Annotated in this window: 18 protein-coding genes; 7 read left to right on the top strand and 11 right to left on the bottom strand. The window is 38.9% G+C overall.

Annotated features, from left to right (window positions below; translation table 11 throughout):
* Positions 1–21: 21 nt before the first annotated feature.
* Entirely contained in the window at positions 22–324 is a 303-nt protein-coding gene (locus tag VB797_RS08760; RefSeq protein WP_323237294.1) for an HNH endonuclease, read from the bottom strand.
* Between the two features lie 6 nt (positions 325–330).
* Positions 331–735 (bottom strand): hypothetical protein, encoded by a 405-nt coding sequence (locus VB797_RS08755; RefSeq protein ID WP_323237293.1) that lies wholly within the window; start codon positions 733–735, stop codon positions 331–333.
* A 143-nt stretch (positions 736–878) separates the two neighbouring features.
* On the opposite strand from VB797_RS08755, the gene VB797_RS08750 reads away from it, so the two are divergent.
* Positions 879–1,367, top strand: a complete 489-nt coding sequence (locus VB797_RS08750) for a lecithin retinol acyltransferase family protein (RefSeq protein WP_323237292.1) — start codon at positions 879–881, stop codon at positions 1,365–1,367.
* A 296-nt stretch (positions 1,368–1,663) separates the two neighbouring features.
* Here VB797_RS08750 and crtO read toward each other — a convergent pair whose 3' ends face one another.
* The 6 genes from crtO to VB797_RS08720 all read right to left on the bottom strand — a co-directional run bounded on the left by crtO (position 1,664) and on the right by VB797_RS08720 (position 10,366).
* Positions 1,664–3,358, bottom strand: a complete 1,695-nt coding sequence (gene crtO / locus VB797_RS08745; protein WP_323237291.1) for a beta-carotene ketolase CrtO — start codon at positions 3,356–3,358, stop codon at positions 1,664–1,666.
* 99 nt (positions 3,359–3,457) lie between these two features.
* Positions 3,458–4,135, bottom strand: a complete 678-nt coding sequence (locus VB797_RS08740) for a DUF2993 domain-containing protein (protein WP_323237290.1) — start codon at positions 4,133–4,135, stop codon at positions 3,458–3,460.
* Positions 4,136–4,313: 178 nt separating this feature from the next.
* The gene (locus VB797_RS08735) at positions 4,314–5,408 is read right to left on the bottom strand and encodes a DNA topoisomerase IB (protein ID WP_323237289.1); all 1,095 of its coding nucleotides are present in this window, start codon (positions 5,406–5,408) and stop codon (positions 4,314–4,316) included.
* A 753-nt stretch (positions 5,409–6,161) separates the two neighbouring features.
* On the bottom strand, positions 6,162–7,148 hold the full coding sequence (locus tag VB797_RS08730) for an ATP-binding cassette domain-containing protein (protein WP_323237288.1): 987 nt from the start codon (positions 7,146–7,148) through the stop codon (positions 6,162–6,164).
* A 151-nt stretch (positions 7,149–7,299) separates the two neighbouring features.
* Positions 7,300–8,949, bottom strand: a complete 1,650-nt coding sequence (locus tag VB797_RS08725) for an AarF/ABC1/UbiB kinase family protein (protein WP_323237287.1) — start codon at positions 8,947–8,949, stop codon at positions 7,300–7,302.
* 352 nt (positions 8,950–9,301) lie between these two features.
* Entirely contained in the window at positions 9,302–10,366 is a 1,065-nt protein-coding gene (locus tag VB797_RS08720; protein ID WP_323237286.1) for a mannose-1-phosphate guanylyltransferase, read from the bottom strand.
* Positions 10,367–10,481: 115 nt separating this feature from the next.
* On the opposite strand from VB797_RS08720, the gene VB797_RS08715 reads away from it, so the two are divergent.
* From VB797_RS08715 to VB797_RS08690, 6 genes are all read left to right on the top strand, one after another.
* Positions 10,482–11,921, top strand: a complete 1,440-nt coding sequence (locus tag VB797_RS08715; RefSeq protein WP_323237285.1) for an LCP family protein — start codon at positions 10,482–10,484, stop codon at positions 11,919–11,921.
* A gap of 124 nt (positions 11,922–12,045) precedes the next feature.
* Entirely contained in the window at positions 12,046–12,552 is a 507-nt protein-coding gene (locus VB797_RS08710; protein WP_323237284.1) for a pentapeptide repeat-containing protein, read from the top strand.
* A gap of 222 nt (positions 12,553–12,774) precedes the next feature.
* On the top strand, positions 12,775–14,400 hold the full coding sequence (gene murJ / locus VB797_RS08705) for a murein biosynthesis integral membrane protein MurJ (protein WP_323237283.1): 1,626 nt from the start codon (positions 12,775–12,777) through the stop codon (positions 14,398–14,400).
* A 189-nt stretch (positions 14,401–14,589) separates the two neighbouring features.
* The gene (locus VB797_RS08700) at positions 14,590–15,516 is read left to right on the top strand and encodes a 1-aminocyclopropane-1-carboxylate deaminase/D-cysteine desulfhydrase (protein ID WP_323237282.1); all 927 of its coding nucleotides are present in this window, start codon (positions 14,590–14,592) and stop codon (positions 15,514–15,516) included.
* A gap of 213 nt (positions 15,517–15,729) precedes the next feature.
* Positions 15,730–16,134 (top strand): IS200/IS605 family transposase, encoded by a 405-nt coding sequence (gene tnpA / locus VB797_RS08695; RefSeq protein WP_323237281.1) that lies wholly within the window; start codon positions 15,730–15,732, stop codon positions 16,132–16,134.
* A gap of 444 nt (positions 16,135–16,578) precedes the next feature.
* Entirely contained in the window at positions 16,579–17,367 is a 789-nt protein-coding gene (locus VB797_RS08690; RefSeq protein ID WP_323237280.1) for an ABC transporter permease, read from the top strand.
* Between the two features lie 120 nt (positions 17,368–17,487).
* Here the strand turns inward: VB797_RS08690 and VB797_RS08685 are convergent, their stop codons facing one another.
* From VB797_RS08685 to VB797_RS08675, 3 genes are read right to left on the bottom strand one after another with little or no spacing between them, the layout of a single operon-like run.
* Positions 17,488–18,345 (bottom strand): alpha/beta hydrolase, encoded by an 858-nt coding sequence (locus VB797_RS08685; protein ID WP_323237279.1) that lies wholly within the window; start codon positions 18,343–18,345, stop codon positions 17,488–17,490.
* 6 nt (positions 18,346–18,351) lie between these two features.
* Positions 18,352–18,738: an aspartyl protease gene (locus VB797_RS08680; protein ID WP_323237278.1), complete on the bottom strand. Its 387-nt coding sequence runs from the start codon at positions 18,736–18,738 to the stop codon at positions 18,352–18,354.
* Positions 18,735–19,079, bottom strand: coding sequence for a hypothetical protein (locus VB797_RS08675; RefSeq protein ID WP_323237277.1), 345 nt, complete (start codon positions 19,077–19,079; stop codon positions 18,735–18,737). Before VB797_RS08675 ends, VB797_RS08680 begins: the two co-directional genes overlap by 4 nt.
* Positions 19,080–19,150 lie beyond the last annotated feature (71 nt).

The raw sequence follows: 19,150 nt of genomic DNA, 5'->3' as shown, positions 1-19,150 counted from the left end.
CAATTGTTAATCCTTCAACTTTTATGCTATCCGGACTCCAGTAAAATTATTAGACCATGCTTGTGTGCGAGGATTAAAAATTGCTACAGATTCTCCAGTTAAAGGGTCTACTGCTTCGGTAGAATCTGACTTAAATTCATTGCACGAACGACAAGCTAAACAAAGATTTTCAAATATCGTTTTTCCACCTTTTGATATTGGTGTAATATGGTCATAACTCATAGTAATTCCGCTATTTGCTTCAGTTGTCAAGCAATAACAGCAACGTCTTTTATCATTATTTAAAATTTGATTTTTTAAAGTTTCGGAAATATATGTAGACATGACATATTAAGGATTTGGCAGATGATGTCCTCGCCAGCGCAGTAATACTGCTGCCTGAGCTTTTTTTAACATAAAAAGGTCAGCTTGATGACGCAAATTCATAAGTTCAAATTTTTGGGCTTGTGTAATCGTACTGTTAGAATTTGCCTCAAGTAGAATATTATATCTTTCCATGTCAGCTATTGTTTTACAACTATTGAATATCTGCCAAAGCGTATTATCATCGAGTTTATCTAATGCCGCAATTTCAGTTTGAAACTCTTCGGGTATATCATCCCAAGATGGTGGACTACCAACTTGTAAAGCACGAAGCATGATTTCTTCAATTGGACGTTGAGTTGCACGAGCAGTATTTACTAAGCGCTGATAAAGTGTTTCTGGGATTTGTAAGGTAACGGTTTCAGAAGTCATGTTTTGTCTTAACTTAAGGTTATAAGTTGATTGTAACTATACATAATAATAAATTGCCTTTGATAATTTTTACGTTATTTCTCTGACGACTACTATAAATATCTCAGTTATAAAGTTTGTATATACACATTTAATTCCAAAAAATGAAAAAGGGCGAGCATATTTACGTTTATTTTCGCTATGAAGATTTTAAATACACTCATCATGGAATTTATATTGGTGATGAAAAGGTAATCCACTATTGGGAAAACCAAATTATATGTACTAGTTTAGATAAATTTCGTTGTCATAAAAAAATACATATAAAAAAATATGAGGAATGTTATTCTGCTGAAGTTGTAGTTAAAAGAGCTAAAAAAAGATTAAAAGAAAAGAAATATCATCTTATTTTTAATAACTGCGAGCATTTTGCTTATCGTTGTAAGACAGGTAAACACAAAAGTAAACAAGTTGAGGAAATACCTAAACGAGTTGTATCTGAAATGGATAAAATGTTGAAGCAGAAGATTACAAAAACGAATAAAGAATTAAGTAAAACTCAAAAAACAGTTAGTAAGTATATTAAACCAACAAAAATAAAACTCAAAAGAGTTAAAAAGCTTAAATTCAAAATACCGAAATTTAAATTTTAATATTGATGAAAAATGTTTAGTATTTGTGCTTAGAAAGAGCAATACCCTAATAGTTTCGGATAAAATTGTTTTCTTACAATCGTAATGTTGGGTTACGACATGATTAATAAAAATTCTCTTTATGAAGTCAAATTAATTTTCATGTCTAACCCAACCTACTACTTAGCCCACGCAGGTGGTGAGTCTAGTTGGGGGTGTCGGTTTCCGTCCCCCAAACTAGCGAACCCGGAGGGGCTTTGTAATTGTAGCCCCACCCTTCGAGGGTGCGGGTTAATTAGATTTTAAAAAGTCCTACTCTACTTGCTCTTAAACAACGATTCAAAAGTAGACGCAATAGCTTCTTTCGCATCCTTCAAACTCTGCTGCATCGGTTGCTTTGTCTGCAAAAACACCCTAGCACAATTACGTCCCGGCATCCCGGAAATTGAACCACCTGGATGGGTTCCTGCACCTGTTAAATACAGGTCATTAATTGGTGTTTTATAATTGGCAATTTCGGGTAAAGGACGGAAGAAAATCATCTGATCTAATGTCATATCAATATGATAGTAATTCCCCTTATAAGCACCCAATCTATCACCTAATTCGGCGGGACTTTCTACGGCACGGGCAATAGTAGCATTTTTCACATTTGGTGCATAATCTGCTAGTTTATCTATGACTTTATCCGCTACTTTGTTTTTCAATTCATCAGTCCAACCAGTACCATTTAAACCCGTACCTTCGGCATCTTTGATTTGATAGGGAGCAAAAAATTCAATCCACAAAGTGTGCTTTCCTGGAGGTGCTAAACTGGGGTCGCGGAAGCTCGGCATTACGACATACATTGAGGGGTCAGCATCGGGAATTTGTCCCAAGGTACACAAACTATGTGCCTGTTCTACATGAGTAACTGAATCGGCAATTAAGATAGAACCAACTAAATATTCGTCTTTGTGTTCGTGGTGTTCAAAATGCAGGGGTTCGTTTAATGCTAAGTCAATTTTTAAAATGGTTTCGTTATTATTAACGATACGACGTTCTAATCTTTCATGTAAGTCTGGGTCGGCTGCATCTGTATCGCTTTTATCTATCATTTGCATGAACAATCTTTTCGCGTCAATGTTAGAAATTACCGCTTCTTTAGCGCGATACTCCTTACCACCCGCAACGCGAACTCCCACAGCTTTACCATTATCAATCAACACTTTTTCGACGTGCTGGTCGGTTAAAATTACGCCACCTTTACTTGTGACTAAATTCACTAACGCTTGCGTTAATGCACCAGTTCCACCGCGAGGTCTAGCCATTCCCGGATTGTGACGCATCGCCATCATTATGGCACCGATCGCCAAGGTTTTTTGCGAAGGTGGCGCACCTAATTCAGCAGTAAGTCTGGCTAAAGGTGCTTTGAGGAATTCTGAATCAAACCATTCGTTAAGAATATCTTCACCACTGGTTAACATATTGCGGATAAAGTCCAGCGTTTTGTCTACCGAACCGATTACTGAAAATAAATCTTTTATCTTCCTAATATCGTAATTACCAGCGATATCCAAAATCGACTTTGGTGGTGCGTTGAACATGGGAATCATTGCTCCCAAAGCCCGCTGCCAATATTCTGTAAATTCTTTATATTTTACCGCATCGCGTTGAGAGTAACGAGCAATTTCCGCACAAGTTTTATCTACAGACTTATGTCCTAAGAAATACTTTCCATCTGGATGGGGACAAAAAACAACCGGGTCGCAGTATAAATATTCCAACCCGTATTTTTCTAATTCTAATTCTTCAACTACGGGTCCGAGGTGAATAAATTCGTGGTCGATCGCGCACAAATTAAACTTAAATCCTGGCGCTTCTTTGGGTAAAAGTTCCTCTGTAGTCGCCGCACCACCTGGGATCGAACGTTTTTCCAATAATGCTACGGTATAGCCAGCTTTCAATAAATAAGCGGCACAAACTAGTCCGTTATGTCCCGCACCGATAATTACAACATCGTACTGTTGCATAGTTAATAGTTTTAGATATCAAATAAATTGTAATATTTATATTAGTAATTACCGCAAAAAATTGCATCATACCCCAGCTATATAACTACCTAACCAAAATTATGACTTTAAGGATATATTTTCTGGTATTTTTTGCAGATGAGCTTGCGCCTGCAATATTATACTCCCTTGTTGCACTTCTATGCAGGTAATACGTATAGCAGCGTCTTTTAATTCAAAATAAGGTGATTTCCGCACTTGATTTATTTTGCCTATCAAAGCATTCATCACTTCTAAATTTATTCCTTCTGGAGTGTTGCATTTAAAGCTATCGAGTATAATTGGCTTTTCTAAAGATTCCAAACGCACATCAGCTTTCAAGTTTAAAGGTTTCTTTTCTAAACCAGAATCTAAAACTATCTTTCCTTCGATTTCAATCCTACTATTTCCTGGTAAGTGAAGCTGAAGAGTTTGTGGATACATACTGACAATCAATTTATCACTATGAAATGTTAAAAACTCATATAATAAATTGCGAACTAAATCTAATTTTAAAGCTTCATTGATATCGGCTTCTTCGACTACAATTCTAGTCTCTAGGTTTATCGGATGATCTAATTCAACTTCGCCCAATAAAACTTTAAGGGGATTAATATCAATATCATCAGTTTTTAACTGAATTTCAGAAAGGCGAATATCTTTGAATTTTAATCCTTTGCCTTCAAATGATACGCCGTCAGCGTGTCCTTGAATTGCTTTTAGTAGATCTGTTTGTACGTCTACATTTAAGTCATGCATTTGTGAGTTACCAGTAAACAGTTATCAGCGAGCAGTAAACAGTCATCACTCCGCTGATTTAAGATTATTTTTAGTTTAAAGCTTTGAATTAGAAAATAAATCTATACTACGAAGGAGAAAAATAATCTCATATCCATCCTGCGTTTCTAATACTTAGTAGTATTTATATCCCCTCTCTTTATATCTGTTGTAATAAATGCTGTTCCAATATATTTAATACTGCTTGTTCTATCGGACGCAATTGCAGTTTATCATCGTCTCGATCAATTTTTTCTATTGCAGAAAATAGCGAACCATCTTCATATGCAGCTAAAATTCCTGGATGAACGTAATATTTACGGCAAGTTGCCGGACGATTACCCAATTCTTGCGCTACATTTTTAATCGCTTGAACTATATTTTTATGAGCTTCTTTTTGCGATTCAAATTTACCAATATCATATAGTTCTTCTGCTGCTAATACAGTTCCAAACCAGGTGCGAAAATCTTTTGCAGTAAAATCTGTTGCGGTAATTTCTTTAAGATAATCATTAACATCGGCAGAATCAATTGAGTGACATTGATCGTCATCATCGATAAATTGAAATAATTCTTGTCCGGGTAATTCCTGAATTTTTTGAACAATTTTTGCTAAACGTCGGTTACATAATTCTATATCATGGTCTACACCACTTTTACCGCGAAACTTGAATCGTAACCGCGAACCGGAAATATCAACGTGACGCTGTTTCATTGTCGTTAAACCGAAAGACTTATTCCGCTGGGCATACTGTTGATTACCAATACGAATTTTAGTAATTTCTAACAACTTAGCGATCGCAGCTATTACCTTTTCTTTCGGTAAACCGTGTTTGGCTAAATCTTTTTTAACTTGTTCGCGTATTTTAGCTAAAGCCAAACCAAAAGCGATGATACGATTAAACTTAGTTTGAGAACGGATTTTCCGCCAATATGCATGATAACGGTACTGTTTGCGTCCCTTTTCATCTCTTCCCGTAGCTTGTAAATGTCCGTGAGCATGAACGCAAATCCATACTTCATCCCAAGCAGGAGGTATGACTAAGGCTTTGATTCTTTCTAATTCATCTTCACTACAAATTTTATTACCTTCAATATCGTAGTAACAAAATCCTTTACCTTTACGCTGACGCTTGATACCGGGAGTCGCATCGGTTACGTAAAGCAAACCAACAATCTCAGCAGATTCTTCTGGTTCAGCAGCAAGTGCGGCTTTAACCTCCTGTTTTACAAGTTTATTCAGCTTTAACTGCATATTCTGAACCAAGGATTGGATAATATTTGTAAATTTAGCTGGTAAAAATAAACGATAAATCTACTTGCAGAAATAAAAGCGAATCATCTGAAGTGAGGGATTGTGGGATTTTGAATAAATCTTGCTCCGATGTCCTAATTGGTGTTTTCGGGAAAGATATTTATAGAATTTTAAGAGCGTTAAAATTTATTAAACGATATAAGCTTTTACAATTTACGCACTGTACAAATTGATTATGGTATGAATTGACGAAAAAAGGTCATTCCAGATGGTTCATGCGTAGGGGTTTAGCAATGCTAAACCCCTACAATGGATGTGTTTTTCCCACACCCATATTTTGTAATTTCCGTCAATGCGTGAGTCCTAGCTTTTATAATTTCAAAGGCGATCGCACATAATTCTATGAACACTCTCGATGAAGTGCTAGAAAGCGCTTTGCAATTGTCCTACATCAGCAGGAAATACTCATAAAAATTCTGCAAAATCGCCAACATGAAAGCCGTCGAGCAGAAATCGCAGAGGATGCTCAAAAAACTTTGGCTGATTTTCATGCTGGTAATTATCAACCTCAGTCAGCCAAAAGTGTAATTACACAATTACGTCAGTCCTTGAATGACTCAGAAGCATGAGATCGCTGATTCTAACTCCGAAATTTAAAAGAGCATTTCGTAAATTTGTGAAACGAAATGCCGATCTTCAGCAACGTATTGAAGAAATACTTGATCGGATGTAAATAGACGTATTAACTGCTCGCTAACTACCCACCCCTCCCGCTTGAAATACTTTCCCAATTACTTCTTCTACGGGCGGCTCGGTAACTGTTAAATCAACTACTTCTAACTCAGTTAAAATACGCGCTACCGTACTAGTAAGTTTTTCTTGAGAAATCATAAATCCAACCATCCTACCGTCGTGCATCTTAACTTCACCGTATGTCTGCAATTTCAACGTATCTACGGGTTTAGCTAACTCCAAATTAACCACTCGATAAGGCGCAAATTTTTCTAAAAGTCCATCTAAACTACCGTCATACATCAATTGTCCCTGATGAATTAACAGTACCCGTTTACACAAAGCCGTAATATCCGCCATGTAGTGACTAGTTAGCAAAACAGTTGCTTGATAGCGCTGATTGTATTCGCGCAAAAAATCCCGCACGTTAACTTGAGCGTTGACATCCAATCCTAAAGTTGGTTCATCCAAAAATAATACCTGGGGACGATGCAAAAGTGCCGCTAATAACTCAGCTTTCATCCGTTCACCCAGAGACATTTTCCGCACGGGTTGAGTGAGTTTATCTTTAAGTGAGAGCATTTCCGTTAACTCTCCCACTCGTGTGCGAAATTCCCCATCAGAAATACTGTAGACAGCAGCGTTAATCCTTAAAGAATCAAGTGCGGGTAAATCCCATAACAACTGCTGTTTTTGTCCCATAACCAAAGTAATTTGCTGCAAAAAAGCTTCTTTACGTTGAAACGGAATATTATTAGCAACTCTGACATTACCACTACTCGGATGAATTAACCCAGTCAGCATTTTGAGAGTAGTAGTTTTCCCCGCACCATTGGCTCCCAAGAAACCCACTACCTCACCGGGGGCAATTTCAAAAGAAACATTATTGACAGCTTTAATTTTCCGGTACTTACGGCGAAAAAAATGAGAAACCGTACCTTTAATACCTGGTTCCTTAATAGCGACTGGATAAACTTTGCTCAGGTCTTGAGCAATGATAATAGACATAGATTTAGTTTTAGGTGATGCACAATATTAAGGTTAAAGGTTAAATAGGAATAGGGCATTGGGACAAGGGGACGCGGGGACAAGGGGAGAACATTTAATTATTAACTCCTAACTCCTAACTCATAACTCCTAACTCCTAACTGTTAACTGACTACCGCAAGCGTCCGGAGCGCAAAATGCTAAAGATTAACCATAGTCCTAATAAACTCGCAGCAGCAAACAAGATATTACTAATTAAAGATAGCTGGGCGGTTTGAGGGTTGCTGGAAATAATTGCTGCACCCATGATCAGCGAACCTACTAGGACACTGAAAGATAGTCTATTGGCTGCATCGTCTGTGGTGCGACGTAAACTGTCTAAACCTTTTATAGTAATATTCCACTGTAATGTTTCCGTTGTTACTCGTTCTAATAAATATTCAATTTGACGGGGAAATTGTAAGGAAAGACTTTTTAAATCTAATGCAGTTCTTAAAAGAGAGCGGACGGGTGAATCTCCTACTAGTTGTTGACGGAACAAGTCTGTAAGAAATGGTTTGATTTCTTCTAAAAAGTTGATTTCGGGATTGAATCCTCTGGCTAATCCTTCTAAGTTAGCGATGGTTTTAGCGTACAGTCCCATGTTACTGGGTAAGCGAATGTTGTTATTGCGAGCAACTTGAAAAGTTTCGTAAACGATTTCGGAGAAATTGAGTTGAGATAAGCTGAGGTTGAAATATTTTCGCAGCATCCGGTCAAAATCCCCTTCCAAGCGCGACATATCTACCCGCTTGGATGAACCCGCAAGCTGTAAAGTTAATTGGGCGCATCTTTGAGCATCCAAATCAACGATCGCAAGCAACATTTCGATTAATATTTGCTGGGTACGGGGGTCGAGTCGTCCTACCATTCCGCAATCTAAAAGGGCTACACGACCATCATTAAGATAAAATATGTTGCCGGGATGGGGGTCTGCATGAAAGAATCCATCAATATATAATTGCTGAGAAAACACCGCAAATAATAAACTGGTGACTCTTTGACGTTCGGTTTCCCGATTCGTATCCTTGTTGTCAGGATTAGGTATGGTTGCCGATAATATCGGCGCACCATTGAGCCATTCCATCACCATTAACTTTGGTGAGGTTAATTCCCAATAAATTTCGGCAATTACGATGTCTTTGGGGTCAAACCACTTACTTTGGGATAAATTGCGTCGCAACTGATCGGTAAAGCCAGCTTCTCGCGTAAAATCTAATTCCGCTTTTAATGCGCTACAAAATTCATCAGCGATCGCCTTTATATCATTAACTTGTCCAAATTCTGTCCGAGCTACTAATTCGGCAATCCCTTGAATTAAAGCAATATCTTGGTCAACGGTCAGGTCAATTCCGGGACGCTGTACCTTGATCGCCACATCATCGCCATTGACAAGAATTGCTTTGTGTGTTTGAGCGATCGAACCCGCAGCTACAGGTACGGGATTAATTGTGGCAAAGCTTTCTTCTAAAGGATTTTTTAACTGCTTGCGAATCAGTACTTCTACATCTGCCCAAGGTACGGGTGGTACATTATCCTGTAGCGTTGAAAGTTCCTCAATGTAGGACGCGCTGAGCAAATCCGGACGAGTAGAAAGTAACTGACCCAATTTAATGTAAACCGGGCCCAAATCGATCAAAATATTCTTTAATACCGCAGGAGTTGGCAACTGGGGTTCATCGGCTTTCCCAAGGGTAATCAGCCGCCGCATATAATCCCAGCCATTGCGGAACAAAACTTCAATAATTTCTCTTTGACGAGGAACGGTTTGAGTTAGAAACATTTTTAATAATTAATGAGTAGGGAGTAGGGAATAGGGAATAGGGAATAGGGGATTGGTAATACTTAGGAGTTAGGAGTGAGCAGTGATAAGTAAAAAGTAGTGAGTTAGGAATTATTAATTCTTCTTCCCATTACCGATTACCGATTACCGATTACCGATTACCCATTTCTCCTGATTGAATAGCTATACTAGTAGGAAATATAGCTTTAATACTTCTGTCAAGAGTTTGAGGTTTTACCTCTATAGGCTTGAATTTATTGTTTATATTGTGAAATTTGGGTGATTGGGTATGGATTTTTGATATTTCCTTGTTCCCAATCCCCCGGTCAATAATTACTAGGCTATAGTTACCTTAAAGTAATTCGGTGAAGCGGGAATCTGATTGTAGAGTCTTAAGTACCTGCTTAATTTCTTGGGTGCGATCTTTTTTAACTATTAAGGTGACGTTTTTGTCGCGAACGACGACGACATCCTCAAGCCCAATAGTAACAATTACATCATCTTCGTTGCTAGCATAGAGAATAGCTCCTTTAGTATCTAATCCTACATGAGTAGCTAATTCTACATTTGGCTCTGTTTCTTTTTTGAGCAGTCTTTCAATGGCGTTCCAATCTCCTAAATCGTCCCAACCAAATTCAACTGGTAGGACATATGCTAGATTGGTTTTTTCCATCAAGGCATAGTCTACGCTCAATTTGGGCAGTTGAGGATAAATATCAACACCATTTTTTTCGATGGGTTCGATAATTTCTGGAGCATGAGTATATAGTTCTTTGATTACAACCCCTGCTCGAAAAATAAACATTCCGCTATTCCAGCTAAACCGTCCCGTTTGTAAAAAAGTTTCCGCTGTTTCAAGGTTGGGCTTTTCAGTAAAGCGGTTTACGTGATAGGCTGGCAAGTTGTTAAAGCTACCAAATTTTTCACCTTGTTCTATGTAGCCGTAGCCTGTTGATGGAAATGTGGGTTTGATCCCCAAAGTGACGATCGCCGGGTTTTGTGCCGCTAATTCTGCTGCTGCACTTAATGTACTTGCAAATGCCTCTTGGTCTGCAATCCAGTGGTCGGCGGGAAAAAAACCGATAATAGCGTCTTCACCGTAACGCTTTTTAATTTCCAAACTTGCCCAGGCAACTGCCGCTGCTGTATCTCTTCCTTGTGGCTCTACAAGTAAGTTGGCTTCAGGCAATTCTGGTAATTGCTCTCTTACGCCTTCTGCTATCAAACTCGAAGTTATCACCCATAAGGAATCCCAACCATCAGTCAACGGTAGTAATCGGTCGGCAGTGGCTTGCATTAAGCTACGTGAGGTACCATCAAGATTTAAAAATTGCTTGGGTCGAGTTCGTCGAGAAAGAGGCCAAAAACGTTCGCCTTTACCACCTGCAAGAATTACGGGGAACAAACGACTAGTCATGTTGTCTTCCAAACCTAATTTACAACACTTCAAGTGTACAGTGGGCTTTTAAAGTGGCAATATTTTTGGCTTGAATTAAGATCGCGTTTAGGGATTGGTTAGTGGGGAGTTTATTGTGGTCAAACAAGTAGAAAGTTGGGACAATCAAGAAATTTACGAACGGGAGCAACTGTTACAAAACCAGGCTCCTGTAGACAATCCGCTCATTAAGGTTGAGCCAGCATCCGGGAAAAAAACAAGTTCTATTCCCAGTCAGCTTTATTATCGTCTGGGTTTGACAATGCCCAGATGGCTGTTCTGGATTTTGACAGTTGTATTAGGGATTACTTTATCGGGATTACTGGTATCAAGTTTGGCGCTTTGGACTCCGTTATGGAGTGGAGCAGATAAAACTGAAGATGAATTGGGATGGGCTGCGCTCGATACTGAAGATGCGCCGTTAACTGGGGATTTATGGAGCAATATTTCCCTATACCAACTCAAAAAACCGATGAATATTTTGGTTTTGGGAGTAGAACCCATAGCCGGTACAATTGAAGGTTCACCGGAAAGTTTCGCCGGAAAAAGCGATACCATGCTGTTGGTAAGGGTCAATCCGGACGATAAGACTATTCGGGTACTTTCGATCCCCAAAGGTACGATGATCTCAATCCCCGAAGAAGGTTTAAATAAGGTATCTCAGGCTAACGCTTCAGGTGGTCCGGTTTTAGCTGCGCGGGTGGTAAGTCGTAGTTTGAGTAATGCGCCCATTCACCGCTATATTCGGATTTCTACCGCTGGTATGAAGCAGTTAGTAGACCAGTTGGGAGGAGTCGAAGTATTTGTCCCTAAACCGATGCAGTACCAAGATTCCGCACAAAAGCTATCGATTAATTTGGTTAGCGGTTGGCAAACTTTGGATGGGGAACAAGCAGAACAATATGTCCGCTTTCAGGAAAAAGGTGGTGGGGATTTAGGAAGAGTACAGCGACAGCAAACAATGTTACTCGCTTTACGCGAACGTCTTTGGAGTCCCAAGGTTTTACCTCGACTACCGCAATTAACTCGGGTAATGCGAAAATATTTTGATACTAACTTGAAGTTGGAAGAAATGATGGCATTGGTCAACTTCACTTTAAAGGTCGAGCGAAACGATTTTCAAATGACTTTATTGCCGGGAATATTCAGCCGATTGAGTGCAGACCCCGATAGTTACTGGCTAGATTTAAATGGACAAGCCAAATTACTTTCCGATTACGCTGGAGTAAATTTAGCCAGCCTCAAACAAACTGACAAGCCAATAACCAGCTTAAAAATTGCCGTTCAAAATACTGGCGATCGCCCACAACAAACTCAAAAAGCAATTGAAATCCTCAAAAAACAAGGCTTTACAAAAGTTTATGCTCTACCTAATTGGTCAGACGAACGAGCGAAGTCCGAAATCATAGTCCAAAAAGGTAATAAGCAAGCAGCACAAGAATTACAGCAAATTTTAAGCATTAATCATATTGATATATCCGCCACTGGCGATATAGAATCTGACCTAACAATTCGTATTGGGAAAGATTGGAAGTAGCGAACAAAGTGAGGAGTTAGGAGTTAGGAGTTAGGAGTTAAGAGTTAAAAAAAATATTTACCTATTCCCTACTCCCTATTCCCTACTCCCTACTATTAGATAGCTACTTTTGAAGATTAAAATTATGAAAAAAATGCTTTTGCGCTTATTCGGTTTAGTTTTCGCTTTGTGTTTAGCGTGGTTGTGGGTGTTGCTTGATGCTCATCAGGCTTTCGCTCAAATAGACACAATTAATTACAGCAGTACAAACTTAGAAAACCGCGATTTCTCCAATAAAGAATTGATCGGAGTTAATTTTATTGCTGCCGAAATGCGAGGGGCTAATTTTCAAGGTGCCAATTTAACAAATGCTATGTTCACTAAAGGTAATTTACTTAAAGCGAACTTAGAAGGTGCAAACCTTACAGGAGCCTTAGTAGACCAGGTAACAATGGATAACGCCAACTTAAGAAACGCTAATTTTACATACGCAACCATGAGTCGCAGTCGCTTTTTTGACGCGGATATTACTGGTGCCGATTTTACCGATGCCATCATTGATCGCTATCAGGTGAAATTGATGTGCGATCGCGCTTCAGGAGTAAATCCAGATACTGGAGTTGAGACGCGGTATAGTCTTGGATGTAGGTAATTGGTAATTGGTAATTGGTAATTGGTAGGAGTTGGGATTTTAGAATGTAGTGGGTGAGAGCGAGACGCTCCCAAGAAAAAATCTCGCTTTCCACTCTCTCCCATTACCCATTACCCATTACCCATTACCTTTTAATAAATTTGTCAAAATTTGCCTGACATATAACTCCATATTAGGTTTAATATTTTCAGATGTCTGACCTTGGAGATTCGGGTACTATTTGTGACGAAACAACAGGATAAACCGTCTCGTTCGTTTGCTGGTATTGCTGGTATTGTTGCTATTGCCACTCTAATTAGCAAAGTTTTTGGTTTGGTGCGGCAGCTGGTTATGTCTGCCGCTTTTGGTTTGGGCCCAGCTTTTGCGGGTTTTCAATACGCTTATACGATTCCAGGGTTTCTACTGATATTGTTGGGCGGTATCAATGGTCCTTTTTACAGCGCTGTGGTCAGTGTTTTAGCAAAACGCGATAAGGAAGAAGCGGCTCCGTTGGTGGAAACGATTACTACATTGATTGGTGGAATACTAATTGTTGTCTCGATTGTTTTGGTGATTGCTGCACCTCTATGTGTTGATATTTTTGCACCGGGATTGCAGGAACCGGGAAAGGAATTGGTTCGAGAAATTGCGATTCGTCAGTTGCGAGTCATGGCTCCGATGGCGGTTTTGGCGGGTTTAATTGGTATTGGTTTCGGCGTTCTCAATGCTGCTAATGTATTTTGGCTACCTTCCATTAGTCCTTTATTTTCTAGTATTGCGGTTGTCGTTGCTGTCGGTATTCTCTACCTGCAAATTGGTAACAAAATTAGTACTCCAGAATATGCGATGTTGGGGGGAACCGTCTTAGCAGGGGGAACCTTAGCGGGAGCGCTTTTGCAGTGGTTTGTGCAGTTAGCAGCCCAAACAAAAGCGGGAATGGGCAGAATTCGGTTGAGATTCGACTTTAATCAACCAGCAGTGAAGGAAATCCTCAAGATTATGTTACCTGCAACCTTTTCTTCTGGAATGCTGCAAATTAACCTTTATACTGATTTATTTTTCGCTTCATTTATTAGTACTCAGGTTGCACCCGCTTTAGCTAATGCTGGATTATTAGTACAAACACCTTTGGGAATTATTTCTGGAGTAATTTTAGTTCCCCTACTACCAATATTTGCTCGTCTTACAGACCCGCAAGATTGGGGAGATTTAAAATTACGCATTCGTCAGGGATTGTTCCTTTCAGCTTTTACAATGCTACCCTTGGGTGCTTTGATGGTGGCTTTGGCAAATCCAATTGTGAAGATAGTCTATCAACGCGGTGCTTTTAATGCAGAAGATTCAGCTTTAGTTGCTACTTTATTAGTTGCTAACGGTATCGGGATGTTTGTTTATTTAGGACGCGATGTTTTGGTGCGAGTATTTTATGCTTTGGGTGATGGAGATACACCATTTCGCATCAGTATGGTCAACATTTTTCTTAATGCTTTATTAGACTTTATATTTATTAGAGTTATTGATTTAGGCGCACCGGGTTTAGTATTAGCAACAGTGGGAGTTAATTGCAGTTCAGTATTAATGTTGTTATTCCTATTGAATCGTAAATTAAATGGTTTGCCTCTTGTCGAATGGGTTTTACCAATATTAGGATTAACTGCGGGTAGCTTAGTAGCTGGTGCAGCAGCTTACAGCACTTCTTTGGGTTTAGAACAGTTGCTCGGTTCGGGAAACTTGTTAATTGAGCTTGTGCAATTATCAATATCTGGTTTTGTGGGATTGGCGATTTTCGGAGTTATTGCTTCGATGATGAAATTGCCGGAAGTGAATCTTTTTGTTAGTCGAATGCGACAGAAAATTTTGAAGAGGTAGGAGTTAGATGTAGGGTGTGTTACGGTACGTAATTATATCCGGGAAAACAATACTTTAGTTAAGCCGTAACGCACCATTCAATTAAGTAAAATCGAACGGGCAAGGATGCCCATATTTATCAGATTTTAAAATTAATTATTATATTTAATTTAACTGCAAAATGCTGTAATCAACGCTTTCTATTAATTCATGTTCAATCAACCCAGCCCACTACAATTTATTCAAGATGAATTAGTAACAAAACGCGGAATACGTCTATTTGTCAAACGCGATGATTTGATTCATCCACAGGTTTCGGGAAATAAGTGGCGTAAATTAAAATACAATCTACAAGCAGCACAACAGCAGCAACAAAAACGCTTACTTACTTTCGGTGGTGCTTATTCTAATCATATTGCCGCGATCGCAGCGGCGGGTAAAATATTTGGGTTTGAGACGATTGGTGTGATTCGAGGGGAATTAGTAGAGCCGTTAAATCCAACTTTGCATTTAGCGCAACAACAGGGGATGCGGTTGCTGTTTGTGGAAAGACGAGCATATCGGGAAGAGAAAGCGGAAATAGCCGCACGGTTACAGGGTGAGTTGGGACGGTGTTATGTAATACCCGAAGGCGGAAGTAATGCTTTAGCAGTGAAAGGTTGTGCAGAGATAGTTACAGAAGTACGCGAACAACTTGATGGTGTACCGGATTATTTTTGTGTAAGTTGCGGTACGGGTGGAACTGCTGCGGGTTTGGTAACTGGTATGGCTGGAATGTCTCTTTTAAAGGTTTTTCCTGCGTTGAAGGGCGATTTTATTAAAGATGAAATTAATAATTTGATATGGGAATGTGTAGGTAAAAAATATGAAAATTGGCAGTTAGTCACAGATTATCACTTCGGTGGTTATACAAAATGGAATCAGGAATTGATAGATTTTATCAACGCTTTTTACGAAAAATTTCGGTTAAAAATTGACCCTATTTATACAGGTAAATTATTTTATGGGGTATGGGATGAAATTGAAAAAGGTAAATTTAAAGATAATAGTACGATTGTAGTAATTCATAGCGGTGGTTTGCAGGGAATTCAAGGATTTAATCAAAGATTTGGGCAAATATTAAATAATTCGGAATAGGAAATGTAGCATCCACCCATACCGCCGACACCCTAGAAGGGTGCGACTACACTTACGAAGCCCACCTACGTGGGCTGAAGAAATTAGCCCACGTAGGTGGGCTTTGTTCTTGTAGCCCCACTCTTCTAGAGTGAGGGCTTCCGTAAAGTAAATGTTATTTTAGCCTTGAATATGGGAATTATAAAACTATTCCTTTTTAATAAAAAATAAAAAATGCCGAGAAATTTTACACAATTATATTTACATTCTGTTTGGGCAACTTGGGATAGATTACCTTTGGTAACGGCAGATATTCAAGATGTTATTTATGCTGCGATCGCTAAACAATGTAGAGATTTAGGATGCACTGTAATTGCTGTCGGAGGTATTGCAAATCACGTACATCTTCTCACGAATTTTCCGCCTAATTTAACAATATCTGAATTAATTGGAAAGGTAAAAGGAAGTTCTTCTCATCTTATTACTCATGAAGTTAAACCAGATAGCTTTTTTAAATGGCAAGGTGCTTACGGTGCATTTACTGTTAGTCGTAATGGTGTTGAAGCAGTAACAAATTATATCGAAAATCAAGCAATACATCATAGACAAGAAACTGTAATTTCGGAGTGGGAAATGTAGCATCCATCCAATCCGCCGACACCCTAGAAGGGTGCGGCTACACTTACGAAGCCCACCTGCGTGGGCTGAAGAAATCAAGCGTGGGTTTTGGTTTGTAACGATAGCCCCACGCCGACACCCTAGAAGGGTGCGGCTATGCCTACGAAGCCCACCTGCGTGGGCTGAAGAAATCAAGCGTGGGTTTTGGATTGTAACGATAGCCCCACTCTTCTAGAGTGAAGGCTTCCTACCATCTAAATTTGTTCCGATATCATCTATTGGTTTAGATTTATCAGTGCGGCCCAGACCGTACCGTAAAACCCAGCATTTCTTATATTTTATGATGAGATATTATTGTTAACTTCAGGATTTTTACTTAATCCATGATGAAGAATTGAGAGGTTACGATTAAGAAAGAGAACAATTAAGAAAGCATAAATAAAGAAACAATCAATCAACATAGTTATGAAACAAATTATCAGAAAAGCTGTTATCCTACTCACGGTATACTACGCTCACATGGTGGAATATCGCGCCGAATCAATTTTATGGGTTTTGACGGGTTCGCTACCTATAATAATGATGGGAGTTTGGACGGAAGCAGCGCAAGGAGGACAATTTGGTTTGTCTCCAACACAATTTGCTCGTTATTTTCTCGCTGTATTTTTAGTCAGACAGTTAACAGTTGTTTGGGTCATTTGGGAGTTTGAAAAAGAAGTTGTAGAAGGTAAACTTTCACCCCGTTTGTTGCAACCTTTAGATCCAGTATGGCATCATGTAACATCTCATATTGCGGAAAGAGTTGCTCGCACACCCTTTGCAATTTTTTTGATAATTCTCTTTTTCGTACTTTATCCCCAAGCTTTTTGGGTACCAAGTTTCACTCAAATAATATTGTTCTTCATAGCTTCAGCAATGGCATTTGCTCTGCGCTTCGTCATTCAATACACCTTTGCCATGTTCGCATTTTGGACGGAAAGAGCATATGCTTTACACGATTTTTGGTTTTTATTCTATCTATTTTTATCAGGAACGATCGCACCCTTAGAAGTATTCCCCGAACAAGTTCGACAAATAGTATTACTAACACCATTCCCCTATTTAATTAACTTTCCCGTCAGTATTTTAGTAGGTTTACCAACTGATATCCCCAGAGGATTTTTAACAACAGCAGGCTGGTTTATCCTATTTTTAGGAATTAATCGAATTATGTGGAGACAAGGATTGAAAAAGTATTCCGGAATGGGAGCTTGAGAAAGTTAGGAATTAGGAGTTAGGAGTTAGGAGTTTTAATTATTCTTCATTCCTAAGTTTTGACTTCCAATTCATAATCTAAAACAAAAGCATCCGTTGTTAAAATCTAAAATCTAAAATCTAAAATCTAAAATTAAATAACTCCTCACTCTTAACTCTTAAAAAATCCGCTACTGCATGATTAAATGCTTCCGGTTGAGTCATGAAACACCAATGGTTTCCGGGTAATTGGGATATTTGTAAGTTTTTTAAATAGGTTTTATAAGGCTTTAATTGCCAATTTTGACGATTAACTCCTTTTTCTGGCTGTACGAAGAGAGTGGGAGTATTGATTGGTTCTGTTAATCCGGGTACCCGCATCACTTCGTCAAAAATACCGTCTCGTGCAGCTATAGTAAACTTACTACCCCAACTACCATCAGCCTTTTGTTCGATGCTGGCTTGAAAAACTTGTTGTTGTAAAGGTGTCCAATCTTGATATTGATTTAACTGACGTGCTTGTTTTTCGGCTGATTCATAACTATCAAAAGGTCCCATTCCTTTAAGAAACGGTAAAACACGGTATAAAATTGGGAAACTTAATTTGAAAAAATCGGGCATTTTCCAAATAAAAATTGGATCTATTAGTACCATACTTTTCAAACGTTGGGGACTCTGTGTTGCCCAAATACAGGCTAATTTACCGCTCCATGAATGTCCAATAACATGAGCGCTTGTCCATCCCAAATTGTCCATCAAAGCTTCTAAATCGGCGATCGCACTTGTAAACCTATAGTCTTCCGGTTTGCTGCTCTCACCATGACCGCGCATATCTGGAGCAATTATATGATAATCTGCTGCTAAGCGATCGCCCAAACTAGACCAAACAAGGGCATTGTCAGCTAAACCGTGGAGTAATAATAAAGGTTCTTTTCCTTGGTTCCATTCTAAGTAAGAAAGTTTGATATTGGGTAAAGATAAGGTTTTACGAATAAACATCACGAATTACTTCCTAATTGTTAGTTGTTCACCGTTCATTGTTAACAAATTTGCTTTTCTATCTACTACCAAACGTCTGTTTTCTAACCAAGGTAAACCGATTAGTATTTCGTTTATTTGTTCACCACCTAATACAGGAATGGTCAATTCTTGATTATCAAATACTACAGTACCTTGATAAAAATAAAAGTCCCCTAATCCCCGTGCTGTTTGCCTTTTTTGTTCTCGAATAAATGTCCATTCTAAACATTCTATATCTTGAACGTTCATTACTAACCAGTCAGTACATCCCGTATCAAGCAAAGCATTTTCTATTAAATCAGAACCATCAGCAGCTAATAAACTAACCTCGAAAAACAATTCCCCATTTTCGCCAAAAACACCTTGAATCATATTCTGCCAACAGCCCCAGTTTCATTTAGACGCATTTCCATAATTCTGGCATCGGGGTGCTTTTGTCTAATTTTTTGAAAAGCAGTTTCAGCATCAGGATCTATAGCGTACTCTCCACTTTTTGGTTCAATCATAATAGCCCAGTCATAGTGATTTTTAATCAATTCTGGGCTTACTCGCTCAAAAATCTGTTTACAGCGCCGAGAAAAATCTTCTTTCTCCGCTTTTGCTCTGGCTTTCTCTTCCTCACTAAGCTGCGGACGCTTGTATTTTCCGTGTTCTTCGAGTACTTCAAAAATTCTTTTACCGCGAGGTACTTTTATATGAAGTCGATCGCTCATGTTTAAAACTCTCCCGATTCAAGCTTAATAACTTCATTTTACAGTCACCGATAACTTAAATCTATTTAATT

The organism is Rivularia sp. UHCC 0363 (assembly GCF_034931125.1).
Lineage (GTDB): Bacteria > Cyanobacteriota > Cyanobacteriia > Cyanobacteriales > Nostocaceae > Rivularia.
Note: the sequence above shows the minus strand (reverse complement) of the source record. Positions and strands in the feature narration are given on the sequence as shown.

Bases quoted from the DNA above. Each gene is read 5' to 3' on its own strand.
- VB797_RS08685 (WP_323237279.1), bottom strand. From the start codon at position 18,345: ATGTTTATTCGTAAAACCTTATCTTTACCCAATATCAAACTTTCTTAC.
- VB797_RS08750 (WP_323237292.1), top strand. From the start codon at position 879: ATGAAAAAGGGCGAGCATATTTACGTTTATTTTCGCTATGAAGATTTT.
- VB797_RS08675 (WP_323237277.1), bottom strand. From the start codon at position 19,079: ATGAGCGATCGACTTCATATAAAAGTACCTCGCGGTAAAAGAATTTTT.
- VB797_RS08755 (WP_323237293.1), bottom strand. From the start codon at position 735: ATGACTTCTGAAACCGTTACCTTACAAATCCCAGAAACACTTTATCAG.
- tnpA (WP_323237281.1), top strand. From the start codon at position 15,730: ATGCCGAGAAATTTTACACAATTATATTTACATTCTGTTTGGGCAACT.
- VB797_RS08720 (WP_323237286.1), bottom strand. From the start codon at position 10,366: ATGACTAGTCGTTTGTTCCCCGTAATTCTTGCAGGTGGTAAAGGCGAA.
- VB797_RS08690 (WP_323237280.1), top strand. From the start codon at position 16,579: ATGAAACAAATTATCAGAAAAGCTGTTATCCTACTCACGGTATACTAC.
- VB797_RS08700 (WP_323237282.1), top strand. From the start codon at position 14,590: ATGTTCAATCAACCCAGCCCACTACAATTTATTCAAGATGAATTAGTA.
- VB797_RS08760 (WP_323237294.1), bottom strand. From the start codon at position 324: ATGTCTACATATATTTCCGAAACTTTAAAAAATCAAATTTTAAATAAT.
- VB797_RS08735 (WP_323237289.1), bottom strand. From the start codon at position 5,408: ATGCAGTTAAAGCTGAATAAACTTGTAAAACAGGAGGTTAAAGCCGCA.
- crtO (WP_323237291.1), bottom strand. From the start codon at position 3,358: ATGCAACAGTACGATGTTGTAATTATCGGTGCGGGACATAACGGACTA.
- VB797_RS08725 (WP_323237287.1), bottom strand. From the start codon at position 8,949: ATGTTTCTAACTCAAACCGTTCCTCGTCAAAGAGAAATTATTGAAGTT.
- VB797_RS08740 (WP_323237290.1), bottom strand. From the start codon at position 4,135: ATGCATGACTTAAATGTAGACGTACAAACAGATCTACTAAAAGCAATT.
- VB797_RS08710 (WP_323237284.1), top strand. From the start codon at position 12,046: ATGAAAAAAATGCTTTTGCGCTTATTCGGTTTAGTTTTCGCTTTGTGT.
- VB797_RS08730 (WP_323237288.1), bottom strand. From the start codon at position 7,148: ATGTCTATTATCATTGCTCAAGACCTGAGCAAAGTTTATCCAGTCGCT.
- VB797_RS08680 (WP_323237278.1), bottom strand. From the start codon at position 18,738: ATGATTCAAGGTGTTTTTGGCGAAAATGGGGAATTGTTTTTCGAGGTT.